Raw genomic sequence first — 16,026 nt, forward strand, 5'->3', positions numbered from 1 at the left:
CGGGTCGCCGCGATTGGCGAAGCCCAAAGCCAACATCATTCGGATTGAACGGGCATTTGATCCCTGCCCAACAGGATACGCAGCACTGGCAACAGCAACAGGACCGAAACGGTCGGAATCAGCACCAGCCGAAAGGCGCTGACCCCGCCCAGCAGGGCGAAGACCTTTCCGGTCAGGAAGGAACCGGTCGCGCCCCCAAGCGCTGAAAACACGATGATGAGGCCGGTCATCGCCGCATGGCGCGCGCGCGGCAGCGACGAGAGAATGGCGGAATTGAGCGTCGGGTAGATCGGTGCCAGGCACAGGCCGATCATCGGCATCACCAGGATCGACACCGGCGCCGTCGCCCAGCTCATCTGCGCCTGGGGCGGCGCGGCGCCAGCGAGCGGCACCACCAGCAGGATGACTAGCGCTACCCCGCACAGGCACCCGGCAAGGACCGGGAACCATCCGACCAGCCGGATCAGCCCCCCCGCGCCCAGCCGCCCGACCGCGAGCGCCCCGGCGAACAGGCTGGCCGCCTGCACGCTCATCGCCGGCGGCAGGTGCAGCACCTCGGCATTGAAGGTCGGGAGCCAGCTGCCCACGCCCTGTTCGATCAGAACGTAGAGAAAGGCGGACAGCGCGAACACCTGAATCAACGGCCGACCCAGCAGGCCCGCCATCGCGCGCATATCGCCGCGAATGCCGGTCGAGTTCGGATCGATTGCATCGCTCTCGTCGAACGGGTTGCTGAGGATCAGCATCAAATTGACGGCCGCCAGCCCCGCCAGCACCCAATAGACGTTGAGCCAGCCGGGCGACGCCGGATTGCGCGGGTCGATAAAGGCGGCGAACAGCCAATAGCCTGCAAGCACGCCGACCATGAAGATCCCCTCGATCGCGTTGGTCAGCGAAGCGTGGGACCGGGCATCGGGCGTGATCAGCCCGATCGTCGCATAGGTCGATGTCTTGACCAGGGCGAACCCGATGCCGGTGAGCACGAACAACAGTTTCACCGTCGCGAAGGACGGTAGAAGCGGCATCGCCGCCGTCCCCGCGATCACCAGCGCGAGCGCGAGCATCATGCCGCGCCGATAGCCGATCCGCGGGAGCGCCGCCGCCGCGATGCACGAGATGACGGCGATCGGCAGGTCCTTGAACGCCTCAAGCGCGGCGGCTCGGCCATTGTCGATGCCGAAGGTGGCGACCGACTGGAGGATGACCGCGCCGACACTGTTCAGCAGGATCGCGAAGGTGACATAGGTCAGCGCCAGTGCAGCCACCAGCGGCCAGCGCCGTTCCCGACGCGGGAGCGTCGCGCTCATGCGACGCCCCCTGCCCGAACGTGCGGCGGGAACCGGGGATCAGAACTGGGGGAAACCGCGCAGGATCGCGTCGGCATCAACCTCAGAGGGCGCAAGACTCGCGCTCGCCCAACGCTCGAAGACCGCCAGACATCGGAATTTCCCCTCCCCGTCGCCCTTGCATGTTTGCAGGTGCGCGAACGCTCCGGGTATCAGTGATCGCCAGCCGTTGCCACAGAAAAATGATATCGTTGTCATTTTCCACTTCACGTTTCGCGACGGGTGAGGGATACCGGCAGGATATGGGATTCGGGGGAGCGATGCCGGGCGGGATGGAGTTGCGCGAGCATCGCCGATGCCAGCAAGCGGCCACCGGCGGTCCAGTCCTGCCGGATGCTGGTCAATTGCGGCCGATGCGCCGCCGCCGCCGGCGAATCGTCGTAGCCGACGACCGCGATCCGGTCGCGCCAAGCTATCCCCGCGGCATTCAGCGCGTCCATCGCGCCGATCGCGACCAGGTCGCTCTGCGCGAAGATTCCATCGAACGCCGCGCCGCCCGCCAGCACCGCCTCCATCGCCGATCGGCCGCCTTCGCGGGTGAAGTCACAGCTTCGCACATCGACGAGTGCGGCGCCCCGTTTGCCATCGATCGACTCTCGAAAACCGGCAAGGCGATCGGCCACTTCGGCGTGCGACGTATCGCCGAGAAATATCAGCCGCGCCCCCCGCGCGAGCAGGTGCGCGGCGGCCAGTCGCCCGCCCTCGCGATTGTCGCTGCCCACGACCGCCACGCCCATCGTCGTTTCGGTGCCATCATCCGCACCCCACACGACCAGCGGCAGTTCGAGCGCGGCGAGCGAGCGCACCATCTGGTGGTTTGCGCCCTGCCCCAGCACGACGATGCCGCTCGCGTCCCGCGCTTCGGCGGCCATTTCGGGATCGCCGGTGGCAAGCACGACGGCAAATCCCGCCGCTGCACACTGCTGCACGATCCCGCCCAGCAGTGCGAGGGGGAAGGGATCGTACATCGGTCGCTCTTCGCTGACCTTCATCTCGACGATCACGGCGATCCGCCGCCGCTGTTGCAGGCGCAGGTCGCGCGCCGCCAGATTGACGCGGTAGCCCAGCGCCTCGGCCGTCTCGCGGACCTTTTGCCGCACGTCCGCACGCACCAGCGGGCTGTCGCGCATCGCCCGCGAAACGGTGATTTTCGAAACCCCCACAGCGCGCGCGACGTCGCTCAACGTGATGCGTTTCGGGGCGCCCTCGGAATCTGCGGATTTCATGTCTCTTGGCCGCAATCGCATAACGCGGCGGCTCCGGCTGTCAAAGCAATCCGAAAGCGCCGCGACGGTGCGGGGTTCCCGTCTTCACAGGGCAGGAACAACGTCCGATGAGCAACGTCGTACTTGCGCCCCTGACGGACGACGAACTGGACGCGGATCAGCGCGCGCTGATCGCGCCCTATGCAGAGCGGGATCGCGATTACGCCATGTTCCGCACGATGCTGCACAACCAGCCGGCGATGGCGCCATTCGGCAGCTGGGGCGGCTACATCCTCTCACGCGCGAACAGCCTGACCAGCCGCCAGCGCGAGATCGTCATCCACGAAAAGCGGGCGAAGAACGTGCCGATCGGGCGGATGGGAAGCGGCGCCGATACCGCCTTCGCCGCCCTGTTCCGCGCCAGCGACGAGGCCGGCTTCATCACCGGCGCGATCCTGCCCGTGGACGGGGGATCATCGATCAAACTCGCCGTGGGATGAGCCGCCCTTCATCTTGACTGTCAAGATTATCCAACCAAAATCCGCCAGCAAAATAGAGAGAAGAGGAACCACCCGATGGCCCCGAGCAACAGAGTCCGACTCTCGCTCCGAACGGCGTTCGCCGTGATCGCCGCGCTGGCGCTGACCGCCCAGTCGGCACCGCCGACGCCGACGCCGCCCTCCCCCTCCGACCTGTATGGCGAGTTGTTCGTGCGCGTGCAGGAAGGGCGGTTGTTCGGGGACAACAAGACGTTCGTCGATGCGATTCCGCGGCGCGCGCCAGACGCGATCATGGCCGATTACCGTCGAAGCCCCCCGGCCGACGCCCAGGCGCTGCGCAGCTTCGTCCTCGAAAACTTCGCGGTTCCCGGTGTGGAAGAGAACCCGCGCCTGCCGCTGCGTGCGCATGTTCGCGCGCTGTGGCCCGAACTCGTGCGCCAACCCGAGCCCGCCGTCGCCGGCGGATCGAAAATCCCGCTGCCCGCCCCCTATGTCGTGCCGGGCGGGCGGTTCCGCGAAATCTATTACTGGGACAGCTATTTCACGATGCTGGGCCTTCAGGTCGATGGGCGACAGGATCTGGTCGAATCGATGCTCGACGATTTCGTCAGCCTGGTCGAACGATACGGCCATATCCCGAACGGCACCCGCACCTATTATCTCAGCCGGTCGCAACCGCCCTTTTTCGGACTGATGCTGGACCTTGGCCGCACCGGGGACAAGGCGATGAAGGCACGGCGCCTGGCCGCGTTGCGCACCGAATATGGATTCTGGATGGCGGGAAGCGGCTGCGTCGCCAGAACCGGCGCGTGCGAGCGCGTGGTGGCGATGCCGGATGGCAGCCTGCTCAACCGCTATTGGGACGGCCGCGACACGCCGCGCGATGAATCCTTCGCAGAGGATCGCGCCACCGCCGCGCAGGTGAAGGGACGCCCGGCCCCGGCGGTATGGCGCGATCTGCGCGCCGCGGCCGAAAGCGGCTGGGACTTCAGTTCGCGCTGGTTCGCCGATGGCGCGACGCTGGCGACGATCCACACCACCGATATCGTACCGATCGATCTCAACGCGTTGCTCTATGCCGTGGAGAAGCGGATCGGCGCCGGCTGCGCCGCGGCGGGCGACGTGCGCTGCGCGGCGGACTTTGCCGGGCGCGCCGAACGGCGGCGGCGGGCGGTGGACCGTTATCTGTGGGTGTCGAGCGGCGGGCGCTATGCCGACTGGAACCGCGTCACGCGCGCGCCGACCCCGGTGCTGTCGGCGGCGACGCTCTACCCGCTGTTCGTCGGCATGGCCTCCGCGAAACAGGCTGATGCGGTCGCGGCCCTGACGACGCGCGATCTGGTCGCACAGGGCGGGCTGCGCACCACCCGCAATGCCACCGGCCAGCAATGGGATACGCCCAATGGCTGGGCGCCGCTGCAATGGATCGCGATCGATGGCCTTGCCCGCTACGGCCATAAGGATCTGGCGCACGACGTCGCCGCGCGCTGGCTCGACACGGTGGCGCGCACCTATGCCGAAACCGGCAAGATGCTTGAGAAATATGACGTCGAGGAGCGCAAGCCCGGCGGCGGTGGCGAATATCCGCTTCAGGACGGGTTCGGCTGGACCAATGGGATCGCCAGCGCCCTGCTCGCGCGATATCCCGACCTGGATCGCCCGGCCGCCGCCCCTGCCCCATCAACGCCTTAAGGTCGCCTGACTTTATTCGGGCGGCGGTTTCGCCTAATGCCCCTGGGCTTTGCAGCGCGCTGCGCGCCCCAGGGGTATCTTATTGCTCGATGCACATCTTCAGGTAGCGCGCCTGACGCGTGAACTGGCTTCGCACCTGCTTGAACGTGCGGTCATCACCGCGCGCCATCTCGACATCGGTGTGACCGAGGTACGTGCGGTCGAGCAGCTCTATCTGAGCGGGTCCATGACCTCCGGCGAATTGGGCCGCAGCCTGGCGCTGACCAGCGGATCGGTCACCGCGCTGGTCAACCGATTGCTGAAGCGTGGGCTGGTCGATCGCCAGGTCGATGAGAATGACCGCAGGCGCGTGCGCATTTCGGTGCGTGCCGATCGGGTCGACGAGTTTCTTGCCGCCTATGCCACGACGATCGCGGGCGGTCAGCAGATCGTCGAGCGCTTTTCGGACGCGGATCTGACGACGGTGGTCCGGTTTCTGACCGCATATCGCGATGCGTCCGTGCTGGCGACCGGCATGCTGGCCGGGGAACTGCCGGACAACCGGACAAAAAATGGCCGGCAACCGAAGCTGCCGGCCAGTCCGGAGGATCCTGATGCGTAGGGGCGCCGGGATCCGGGGCGGGACGCCGACGCGCCACGCCCGGCCCATGGGCCGCCCCGCCGCCCCCTAGAAGTCGAACCCGACGTTGAAGGTGAACGAGCGACCGAGGATCGGACGTCCGTTGTTCGATCCGGCAGCGCGCGGATCACCTTCGGTCAGGCCATGGCTGTTGTTCAGATTGTCGGCGGCCACGCGGAAGAACAGGCCCGAGTTGAACTTCGCCTCGATCCCCGCGTCCAGCTTGGTGTAGCCGGGCAGCTTGACCGTGTTCGCCAGATCGCTCCAGCGCTCGCCGACGAACTGCGCCGCGCCATAGATCGTCACCTTCGCGCCACCCAGATCGGCCTCATAGCTGGGCGAGAGGCGCATCTGGAAGCTGGGCTGGCGGAACACTTCGTTGCCGACGATCGCGGTGTTGGTGGCCGCCGTGACCTTTGCGTTCTGCAAGGTCGCAAGCGCACCGAACGAGAAGCCGCCGGTGTGGATCGCGGCATCGACCTCAAGACCATAGGCGCGGGTGCGGAACGCGCCATTGCTCACCCCGCCGACCACCGAGTCAAAGCTGTCATTATGGTTGAGGAACCCGGTCAGATAGGCGGAGAAGATGTCGCCGCGATATTTGATCCCGCTCTCGATCTGATCGACGCTGTACACCTGGGCGACGCCGCCGCCGTTGCGCAGATCGTCGAAGTTGAAGAGGCGGAAGCCCTTCGAATAGCGGGCGAAGAAGCCGAGATTGGAATTGACGGTGTAATTGACCGCGCCCGAGTAGGAGAATTTGCTCGCCTTGCGATCGACGTTCAGATCGGTGGTGCCGTCGGGATAACCCGGCCCGCTGTCGAGCAGATAGTTGATGTCGAGCCAGCTCTGCCGCAGGCCGATATCGATGCGCAGCGCATCGTTGATCTCATAGCTGTCGGCCAGGTAGATCGCGTTGTTGGTCGCATCGCCCGACGAGCGGATGCCATAGGCCCAGCAGCCCGAACCCGAACCTGCATTTTGCAGCATGCCACAGGTGATGCCGTTACGCAGCCAGTCGCCGTTGGCGACATTCTGTACCGGACGGAAATTGCCCAGCGTCCAGAAATCGTCCGACGACCAGCCGGCATGATAGAAGCCAACGGTCAGATCGTTGCCGCCGGAGGACAGGTTGATGCTGATGTCGTTGGTCAGCGACTGAATGTCCTTCGTCACCACCCAGTGGCCGTAATTCTGGACATAGGCCGCGTTGCCGAGCGTGGCACCGCCCGCCGTGGTGACCGAGGTCAGGCCGTTCGCCGCCTTGAGCTGGGCCACGGTGACCGGCGCGCCGTCCGGCACGAAGCCGAGCGTGTCGGCGCTCCCCTTGGTGAAGGACAGGTTGTTGCGGACCGAGAACCCGCCGCCCAGATCGAAATTGAGGTTCAATCCGGAAACGCTGCCCTTCCATCCGCGGCCGCGCGCGAAGTCAAAGGTTTCCGTCGTCCCGTTCTGGTCGATGCGCAGCGATTCATAGCGCGTCGCATTGCCGAGCTGGGAGAAGGTGCCGAGATTGTTGCCCGTACCCAGCGCCATCGGCAGATACCACTGGCCGTGATCGTCGGTCCAGCGGGTCCACAGATTGATCTCGCCATTGTCGAGCTTCTTGGTCAGCTGCGCAGTGATCTGCTGCCCCTTTTCAGAGGTGAACTGCGCATCGCGAATACCCGGCGAGCGCGAAACATAGCCGCCCAGCATATAGTAGAAGCCTTCGCCGAGCGGTCCGGAGATCACCGCGTCGGCGCGATACTGGCCATAGTCGGTGGCGCCCAGCTTCACCCGACCGGTGGTACGATCGCCGCCCTTCTTCAGGTTGAAGTTCATCGTGACGCCGACTTCGCCGTTCGAGAACACCGCGTTCGGGCCGCCATGCGCCGCTTCGGTCGAAGCGATCGTCTCATCGACGCGGAAGATCGAGCTCTGTTCCAGGAACGACAGCGACTGGGTGCCATAGATCGGCGCGCCGTTGATCTGGAACGTCACCCACGGCGCGTCGCCGCCACCGGGCAGGCCGCGCACGTCGATATTCGCGCCGGCGACACCGCCCGAACTTTCCGCCCAGACGCCCGGGACGAGGGTGAAGACCTCCGCCGTACTCTTGGGCGCGGCGAGTTCCAGCGTGTCGGGGCTGATCGTGGTGACCGCGTAGGACGCTTTCTGCTTGCTCGTCCCGCTGCCGCCCGGCGTACCGATCACGACGATCTCGTCACCCTGAACGGGCGCCGGAGCCGCAGCGGCGCCTGCGTCCTGTGCCAGTGCCGGCGTCGCCGACAGCGTCAGCACGACCGCGCTCGACGCCAGATAGATTGCACGCTTCATTCTCACTCTCCCCTTGAGATGGCGCCCCGTTTTCCGCCGGCGCTGGCCGGTCTCAGGTGCGCTTTGAAAAATTCGGCGACGACCCGATACGCCTCGCGACTTTCGCGCGGTTCAGGGTCGGACATGAACGAGTGCCACATGCCGTCCCAGACATGCAGCCGCGCCTCGACCCCATTGCGGGTCAGCGCGGATTGGGTGGCAAGTACCGAACTCAGCCCGCCGTCGCGCGTCCCGCTGATCAGCAGCGTCGGCGGAAACGCCGCCATGACGGCATCGGAACTGGCCGGGACGACCCCGGCATCGCGAAAATCGGCCCCGGCGAAATACGGATGCGCGCTGAAATCGAACCCCTTGCCCGGGGTGCCGTTCGACGCGCCGGTGGACAGATAGGCACTGTCCCCGCCCGGCATCGTCGCGCCCATGCAGAACATGCCGATCGCACCGGGCGCCGGCAGGCGATGCCGCTGAAACCAGACCATCGATTCGGCGGTCAGCATCGCGCCGGCCGAACAGCCATAGATACCGATCGATCCGGCCGGCCGTGCCTTCAGCAGTGCGCGATACACCGCGGCCACATCCTCGCTCGCCGCCGGGTAACGCGCTTCGGGGGCCATGCGGTAATCGATCGCGACCACGGTGATGCCCGATTCCGCCGCGATCGGGATCGATTCGACCAGCGCGCCGGGGCCGCTGCCCCACAGAAAACCGCCGCCATGAAGATTGACGAGCGTGCGGGTGGCATCGCCCTTGCGCGCCGGCGATACGATCTGGACCGGGACGCCCGCGATCGTCTTGCGCTCGATCCGCACGTCGAACAGCGCCCGCATCCGCGCGACGCGGTCCATATCGACCGCCTCATTCTCCTTGCGAACCCGGGCGATATCCGGGCCGAGCTTGGGACCGTCCCCCAGCACACGGCGCACGAACCATTCACGGGCGCTGGGCGACGCGAATTCCGAAAAGGGAAGGCTGAACGCCGGCACATCGACGCGCGCCGCAGGCGCGGCTTCGTCCTTCGCAAAAGCCGCAGCTGCCGCGAATGACAACGTTACCATAATTAGACCGCAACGGACGCTTGCTTTGCCCATGCACCCTCTCCCAGGCGGGGATTGCGGCGAAATATCTTCACTGTCAAGCAAATCGCACGGGTCGGCGTAAACGTGCCTGTGCTGCGCCAAAGCCTGTGCTGCGCCAAAAATGCATCACATGCGCGGGCGCGCCTCTTTCGGCCAACGGAAACGGCCGATGGGCAATGGCTGTCGAATTGATCGCGCACGTTTACAGACCCCCCTTGATCCTCTGACAAGCACACCGGTGCAAGCTAAGATGAACACGCTAACGAACTTCTTTTTGCTCGTTGGACACGCTTACGAACAACTAACACCGAAAAAGCCCAGAAAAAGGGCCGGCGACGCACTAGCGTCACCGGCCTCGATAAAAGATATCCTTAGGTAAGTCAGCGCCAACTCGGCGCAGCAAGCGATACTAGATCGCCGGGGCCGGGCTCGGCATCAAGCCGATGAAGTTAATCAGCGCGACGTCTCGACCAAGCGCTGGTTATGCAGCAGGGAGTTCTCGTCCCTCGAGACCCAGCGCATGCGCCGCCTGTCGATGATGTGCCGCTCCTCGAGGCGCTCGAGCGCCTCGAGCGCGAGCGGCGGGTCGAAGACGAACCCGCGGCCCGCGAGGAAGTAGAGGGCCGCGTTCGTGTTCCAGGGGAGCCCGAACCAATAGCCCTTCGGAAGGATGCGCCGATCCTGCTGGAGAGCCAGACCGGCGGCCACGGTGGCGCAGCAGACCTTTAGTGGCACGGGTGCGCCGAGCTCGTCGCCGAGGATGGAATAAAGCGAGCGGGAGAGGCGCTCGATGTGGCGGAGTTCGTGGAGCGTCTTGTTCATCGTCCATGTCCTTCATGTGTTGCGATAAGGTCGGCGTCAGGCGCACGGATCAAGGAGGCGGCTTGGCGCGGAGCAGCGGTTCGATTTCGCTGCGGACCCAACCGGCTGCGCCGACGCGGCGGAAATCCGATCGCTTGAGGAACTCGGGGAGCTTCCTCGCACCAAGCGCAGTGCGGGCGCAGATCTCGGCAGGCGAGATCCGGATCCGGGCAATCCGCTGAATGTCCGTGACCTGAAGCGGGCTGGTCTCGCGCCTGCCGAGCTCCTCTCTGAGCGCCATCGGCAGGATGCCAGAAACCAGGTTGAGCGCTTCCTCTGCGTCTCGCTTTGTCATGTGACCTGCGAACTCGAATTCGGGATGATCGGCCCGGTCGAAGCTCAGTCGAGCGAGGTTCGGCACCGATGCGACATCGATCCGGACGCGATGAAGAAGGCGGCCGGTCCCGGGCGCGATGCGGTAACGGATCGCGCCATCCAGCATCGAGGCGATGATCGCACCCCATGGCTTCTCGCCGGCGAGCGCCTTGACGGCGTGTTTGAGCGGGACCTCCTCACCTGATGACTGCGCGCTGCCGCGAGCATTCAGTTCGGCGATAAGAGCATCAACCGATGAGGAGGTGACCCGCATCTGAGGATAGAGCGCGCGCAGCACCGTATTGCGCTCCTGCTCCAGCAGACCGCCGACGATCAGCTGCTCGATGCCATGCTGGGCGATGCCGAGCTCTTCCACGACTGCGTTGATCGGGACGCTTCCGCGCTTCGCCGCTTCGAGTTCAGCGACAACGGACTGCTCGAAGTCGGCGAACGCGCGCTCGGTGCCGGACAGCGTCACGGTGGCGAGCGGGCCGGCTCGCTTCACTTGAGCGAAGAGGCGCGGCGTGATCCGGGCGACTTTCGCGGCCTGTGATCCGGTCATGATGTTGGGTGCGAGGTGTCGCAGTGCCTGCCGTCCGGTTGCCACGAGCTCGGGATATGTGGTCCGGATGACTTCGGCGATCTGCGGCCAGCTGCCGATCGCGCTGACCATTCGCCTCAGTTCCTTGAGCTGCGCGAGACTGACCGAGGTGCCGTCGCGGCCCAGACGATCCCGCAGGAGCGCGGGCAGGCGCGACGGCCATCCGGTCAGCAGATCGTCGGCGGTAGCGAGGGTGGCGACGATCCGTTGCGGCGAGAGCTTGCCGCCCTCGTTGCGTGGCGTGAGGTCGAGATTGACGATGCGAGCGAGCCGCCAGCCCAGTTCGAACATCGCGCCGGGCTCGCAGCGCTTCAGCTCGCCGACCTGCTCCGACGCGACCCGTGCCGCGTCGCGGGGCGCGGCAAGCGCTGCCATTCTGCGATATGCGTCGATGTTCTCCTCAAGGCAGAGCTGGGAATCGCCGTCGAGCCTGGCGTCGCATCCTTTCCGCCCGCAGCGCGTCAGACCCTCGGCGCGGAACCAGTCGAGCTTGGCGCCGCATGCCGGGCACGTGTCGAGGAGCAGCTCGAGCGAATGGGGACAGAACGGCAGGAGCCGGTGCGTCCAGGCCGCGCGGTGGAAGGGCTCCGCTTGCAAGGTCGCGGGCGAGATGCGGCGCCATCGGAACGTGAGATCGTAGTCGGGCACCTCCGCATCGAGGAAGCGCACGGTCCGAAGGGCGCGCGTGGATCTGATCTCGGTATGAGCGAGTGCGCGGACCGTCTGCTCGGACGTGCCGAGCACTCGGGCCAGGCCCGCACGCTGCTCATGGCGTCTGATCGACAGATCGAAGACCCGGGCGTGCGGATAGCCCGCTGCTTCCAGCAATGCGGACACGTTGGTGTGGTGGTTGTCGCTCGCGGTCTTGAAGACGAGACCCATGAGGCTCTCGCGCGGGTCTACCTCCGGCGGGAAGAGCACGCGTCCCGAGCCAGGCTCGGGACGCGTCCAAGGAGCGAATTCAGCCACCGACCACGCCCGCCGAGAACGGATCGTATTTGCAGATCAGCTGGGGCATCGCCCAATCGCGCACGGCGCGAGAGAGGTCGTGGGGTTCGACGAAGTCAGCGCCTCGCCGAGTGGAAACCTCGAGCGCCGCCCGGACGAGGTTCACGACCCGACCCAGCAGCCCCGCCGAGACGATGAACATGCAGCGCAGCGTGCGGGGATCGTCAAAGCCTGAGGAGCGTGCGGTGATGCGGCGCTCGACCATGGCGGCGTCGAGGCGCTGAACGAATGACTTGAACGTGGCATTGTCCTCCGGCTTTCCGAACTCGAGTGGCATCAGATCGCAGGGTGCGATCATGCGGTTGGCGAGCTGGATGTTGCGACTGAGCAGCGGGAGCGCGGTCGGATCGCCCGCGAACACCAGACCGACGACACCGTCATCCAGCATGCGCTTGAGGGTGTCGGTGGGATCGGAGCGTTCGGAGGCGCGGAAGTTCAGGTGCTGGACCTCGTCGACGAAGATGAGCTCGGTCTTGAGTCGCTCGATGCAGAGGTAGACGCGCTTGCGTAGCGTGCTTTCCACGGATGCCTCCGAATACTCGTCACCATATTCGTCGAGGATGGAGGTCATGAGGCGCTTGGTGGTGCAGGCGCGATCGAGCTTGACGCTGAGGAGCGGAACGGCACCTTGCTCCGCGTCGCCACGCCTCGCGACGATCTGCTGGTATTCGCCGATCGCCGTCGACTTGCCTGCGCTGCTCGGACCGACGACCCTGATGGCCCGCTTGGGGCCGGGCGCCTTGCACACCTGCCGCAGATAGTCGAACTGCGCGAACAGGCGCCTGTGAGCGGGGTGCTGCAGATAGATCTGGTCGAAATCGACGATCTTGGCGGCGGTGACCCGCGCTGTGGCGAGGCTGAGGTCCTCGACTGGCGAACCGGTCGAGGGGATCAGCTCCTGGTTGGCGAAGGTCGGGATGACCTTGGCCTTGGGCGACTTCCTCAACATCAGGCATATTCCTCCTCGAAGAGCTCGTCCTCGTCGGCCGGAGAGAGGAAGAGGCCGGTGGCGGGGTCGAACTCGCTCTGATCCCAGTCCTCCCGGCCATCGGCGTCGTGGCTGCCGCCGTCGGCGACCTTGCCCTTCGCCGGTCGGCTCGGCTTCTGATCCCAATCGATTCGGTCGTTGTCCGTGGAGGCGTGTTCGATCGTCTCGCCAAAGCCGTCGTGACGCGGGTCGGCGTATCCGATGGGCACGTCGACCTCGTCTCGGGCGATCGGACCTTCGGTAGTGCGAGCGAGCACACGACGTTCGCGCGTTGCCAGCGAGGGCATCCGTTTTTGGATGAACTCGTTGAGGTTGTTCAGCGCGGCCATGCGCTCCTCCTCGGAATTGAATGCGAGATTGCGACGCTTCGCCCAGGCCAATGCCTGCTCGTGCTGGTCGAGCGTCAGGCCGGCAGCATAGTCTTGCTGCGTGGCGAACAGCTCCCGGTAGGTTCTGGTCTCGGGATCGAAGACAAAGATGTGCCCGACGTTCTCGGGATCGATCTTGATCTTCACCGTCGCCGCGGCGGTAGCCTTGAGCCGCCCTGACATCTTCTCGCGCGGCAGGTTGGAGGCGAGCAGCTGCTCCAGGTTTTCACCGCGATAGCTCAGGTGCTGCCAGCGCACTCCATTCGTCGTCAGGCGACGGCCGTGGACCGTCAGGAGGGTCATCATGTCCAACGCGCGTTCATCGAGGATGGAGCGCGGGCGGGACTCGATCGAGCGGAGCCAGGCTGCGGCGGGCTGTTCGTTCAAGCCGCAGTGAATCGAAATGTGATAAGTGTTGATAAACTCCTGGATGAGTTCTTCCAGTTCCTCCACCAGAAGCACTGCCCTGGCCTCGGGATTGATGCCCATCTCACGCAGAGCCCGAGGGTCCAGCGTGTGACCTGGGAGCTTCGCAAGGAGCCACGTCTTCAGCGTGCGGAAGAACCGCTCCATGGCGGCCTTGGCCTTCGGTGCGTCGACCGGCGCGAAGACTAGGGTGATGCCCGCCTCGGCGCAGGCGTCCTGAAGCGCGCCCGAGACGTAGTTCGCACCGTTGTCGCAGTAGAGCTTCTGCGGCTTCCCGGCGACCTGCCTGAGCACCGGGTAGCGGCTCGTCCAGTCCTGCGTGAGGTGCATCTTCTCTCGGCCGACACGCTTCAGGCACTCTGCAGCGGTGTGGGTGGTAGGCGGTTTGAAGCTGAGGACAAACCCGACCACGCACCTCGTGGCGAGATCGAGCGCCACGCATAGGTAGGGTCTCCCGGCTGGGAACCGCTGGCCGGCGCGCGACTGGACGCACGCGACGACGTCGAGCGGCGTGTCGTCCATGAAGACGAGTTCGAGCGCGTGTTTTGCTAAGTTGCCGCCCATCGACGGTCGCCAGTAACGCTCAGCGGCCGTTTTACCGTGTTTGCGCTCGTAGTTCTCCTTTGACTCCGACGCGCGGACCGCACGCCGATATGCCTCGCGCGAGGGCTGCTTCAGGGGCGGCAGACCTTCTTCACGACGCTCGACGTTAATCTTCACGATGTCGGCGTGTCCGGCAGCTTCCGCATCCTTGATCTGCCGCCCGTGATCGGCCCAATACCAGTCCGCCCGTTGCTCGATGACTTCGCGGACAAGCGAATCCAAACGTTTGGCGCGCGGCACCCGACCGGCGTTGCTCACGAGCTGCGACAGCGACGGCAGCTCCGGGTCGGTCCACGTCATCCACTCACGAACGGTGCTCGTCGCGGGACGCTTGCCAAACCTCTCATCGAGCTCGGCCCACGCGCTGTCGATGGCGGACGAGAGGTTCGGATCGTTGCGGGTGGCGCCGGCAGCGTAGAGCCTCTGCAGGAGCGTCTGGCGCGCCTCGGCGAACGCGTCAGTTTTGAGGATTTCCTCGCGGTCCATCTCGGCGCACGGGGCGCGCTTGGTCTCGTGGGGCGTTCCGTCTGCGTTGCGGATGACTTGGAAGTCCCCGAAAGCGATGGCGCTCTGCAGCCATTGGACTGTCGCCACCTGGCGGATCCCAGTCTGAGGATCGACCGGGCGGTAAAGCTGCCCGGTCTCGAAATCTTCGACGTTGATCTCGCCATCGCCGTATTCGCCACGCCAAATGAGGCGCTTGTCCTGCACGCAGAACACAGTGCCCGGCCGCTGGAGTTCAGCGTAGGCCAACGGCGGCTGGACGCGAAGGATGTCAGTCATCTGCATTACTCCTGCGCGATGCATAGCTCCGCCGTTCCGGCGCTCGCGCGTCGCCGGACGGGTGTCGGCCAAAGGCGGCCGGATCTCGAGATCGTTGGGCTGGGGCGGAGTGTGGTCAGCCGGCGTTCGTCACCGCGCATGAGAGGCGGATTGTCGGGAAAGCGAACGGGCGCTTGGGGGCCGGACGGACGATGCTGCGCTCGTCTACGGGGCGGTGGAGGTCGAAGGCGATCTTACGCCGCACCATCAGGGCCGAGGCGAACGCCAGACCGCGGCCGAAGCTCTCGCCCATCGCATGCGCCAGATCCCCAAGCTGGAGTTCGCCCTCTTCGCTGAGCGCACGCGCCACCGCCTGCTCTATGCGCAGCGGCACGTTCACGAAGCGGTGCGCCTGCACCTCGTCGACGGCCTCGAGGAAGTCGTCCGAGCCGAGATTCGCCGGCGTAACCTGATGATAGTCCCAGCCGAGCGCCGCGGCACCGACGCGCGTGACGGCCTGCTGGATGATCGCCGTCGGTCGATCGAAGTCCTCCCAGCGGCGCTTCGCTTCGACGAGCATAGGACGTCCGCCGATATCGACCCATGCGGCATCTGGGAAAGCGGTGACAGCCTTGCCGCGCAAAGTGGCCTCGATGCGGCATGGCTGGGCCAAGAAATCGAGCCGGTCCGGCACGACCTCGGCGATCTTGTGCATGGCAAGTTCCGTGCGACCGTCGCCGTAGCCGCAACGACGCCAGCGCTTGGAAGGATACATGAACGTCTCGTGGATCTTCGTGCCGGTTACGACCGTGCGGATCTGCCCACCGTTGCGAGCGAATACGATCTTGTCGACGACCGTGTCTGCCATGATGTCGGCGAGTTCGACACCGAGGGGCGCAATAGCCATCTGTTGTTCCTCCTCCTGCGTGTGAGAACTGGCGCGGTGTGCAGGCTCAGCCGCGTCATGCTGGAAAGCCTGGTCAATCGAAGGAGATCACACCCTCGGCGAGCAGAGCCCGAACGACGTTCGGCTGGATTGACCAGAGGGTGACCACGCTTCGGCCGGGTTGCGGCTCGACGCTGATCAGCGTGATTTCCTCCCCGGCCCCGTTCTTCACAGCGAGGACCCTTTGGCCCGAGATGTGGAACGGCTTTCCTGTGCGGATCCTGCGCAGCGCGCGGGCAACGGCGAGGTCGTCGAGGGTGCTGGTGTCGTTTGCGGCAGGACCTCTCTGATCATTGAGGCCTGGCGAAATAGTAGCCGCGATAGAGGCCATAACGGAAAGTCCCCTTTTTAAGTTTGGGCAGTGCTCCCAACGACCGCCCGATCAAAGTAT

The 16,026-nt window shown here is 65.4% G+C and carries 13 protein-coding genes; 3 read left to right on the forward strand and 10 right to left on the reverse strand.

The genetic code is table 11. From position 1 onward, the window contains the following. Positions 1-35: 35 nt before the first annotated feature. Together KF783_RS11350 and KF783_RS11355 are read right to left on the reverse strand one after the other, a co-directional pair. On the reverse strand, positions 36-1,307 hold the full coding sequence (locus KF783_RS11350; protein ID WP_294079380.1) for an MFS transporter: 1,272 nt from the start codon (positions 1,305-1,307) through the stop codon (positions 36-38). Between the two features lie 245 nt (positions 1,308-1,552). Then, positions 1,553-2,572, reverse strand: coding sequence for a substrate-binding domain-containing protein (locus tag KF783_RS11355; RefSeq protein ID WP_294079382.1), 1,020 nt, complete (start codon positions 2,570-2,572; stop codon positions 1,553-1,555). 107 nt (positions 2,573-2,679) lie between these two features. Here KF783_RS11355 and KF783_RS11360 point away from each other — a divergent pair, with 107 nt between their 5' ends. The 3 genes from KF783_RS11360 to KF783_RS11370 all read left to right on the forward strand — a co-directional run bounded on the left by KF783_RS11360 (position 2,680) and on the right by KF783_RS11370 (position 5,344). Beyond that, complete coding sequence (locus KF783_RS11360) at positions 2,680-3,051, forward strand: SDR family oxidoreductase (protein WP_294079383.1); 372 nt, start codon at positions 2,680-2,682, stop codon at positions 3,049-3,051. 75 nt (positions 3,052-3,126) lie between these two features. Continuing rightward, positions 3,127-4,743, forward strand: coding sequence for an alpha,alpha-trehalase TreF (gene treF, locus KF783_RS11365; protein WP_294079385.1), 1,617 nt, complete (start codon positions 3,127-3,129; stop codon positions 4,741-4,743). Between the two features lie 82 nt (positions 4,744-4,825). Continuing rightward, complete coding sequence (locus KF783_RS11370) at positions 4,826-5,344, forward strand: MarR family transcriptional regulator (RefSeq protein ID WP_294079387.1); 519 nt, start codon at positions 4,826-4,828, stop codon at positions 5,342-5,344. Between the two features lie 66 nt (positions 5,345-5,410). On the opposite strand, the gene KF783_RS11375 is transcribed toward KF783_RS11370, so the two are convergent. The 8 genes from KF783_RS11375 to KF783_RS11410 form a co-directional block, all read right to left on the reverse strand. After that, positions 5,411-7,681: a TonB-dependent receptor gene (locus tag KF783_RS11375; RefSeq protein WP_294079390.1), complete on the reverse strand. Its 2,271-nt coding sequence runs from the start codon at positions 7,679-7,681 to the stop codon at positions 5,411-5,413. 2 nt (positions 7,682-7,683) lie between these two features. Next, the gene (locus KF783_RS11380) at positions 7,684-8,736 is read right to left on the reverse strand and encodes an alpha/beta hydrolase (protein WP_294079392.1); all 1,053 of its coding nucleotides are present in this window, start codon (positions 8,734-8,736) and stop codon (positions 7,684-7,686) included. A gap of 474 nt (positions 8,737-9,210) precedes the next feature. Beyond that, positions 9,211-9,579: a hypothetical protein gene (locus KF783_RS11385; RefSeq protein WP_294079394.1), complete on the reverse strand. Its 369-nt coding sequence runs from the start codon at positions 9,577-9,579 to the stop codon at positions 9,211-9,213. Between the two features lie 49 nt (positions 9,580-9,628). Further along, a complete protein-coding gene (locus tag KF783_RS11390) occupies positions 9,629-11,416 on the reverse strand; it encodes a hypothetical protein (RefSeq protein WP_294079396.1) in 1,788 nt (595 codons plus the stop codon). Positions 11,417-11,495: 79 nt separating this feature from the next. Next, positions 11,496-12,491 (reverse strand): TniB family NTP-binding protein, encoded by a 996-nt coding sequence (locus KF783_RS11395; RefSeq protein ID WP_294079398.1) that lies wholly within the window; start codon positions 12,489-12,491, stop codon positions 11,496-11,498. After that, positions 12,491-14,710: a DDE-type integrase/transposase/recombinase gene (locus KF783_RS11400; protein ID WP_294079400.1), complete on the reverse strand. Its 2,220-nt coding sequence runs from the start codon at positions 14,708-14,710 to the stop codon at positions 12,491-12,493. Before KF783_RS11400 ends, KF783_RS11395 begins: the two co-directional genes overlap by 1 nt. A 115-nt stretch (positions 14,711-14,825) precedes the next feature. Further along, a complete protein-coding gene (locus KF783_RS11405; protein ID WP_294079402.1) occupies positions 14,826-15,596 on the reverse strand; it encodes a hypothetical protein in 771 nt (256 codons plus the stop codon). Between the two features lie 73 nt (positions 15,597-15,669). Next, positions 15,670-15,966: a hypothetical protein gene (locus KF783_RS11410; RefSeq protein WP_294079404.1), complete on the reverse strand. Its 297-nt coding sequence runs from the start codon at positions 15,964-15,966 to the stop codon at positions 15,670-15,672. Between the last annotated feature and the right edge of the window lie 60 nt (positions 15,967-16,026).

Origin of the sequence: Sphingomonas sp., assembly GCF_019635455.1 — a bacterium.
Lineage (GTDB): Bacteria > Pseudomonadota > Alphaproteobacteria > Sphingomonadales > Sphingomonadaceae > Sphingomonas.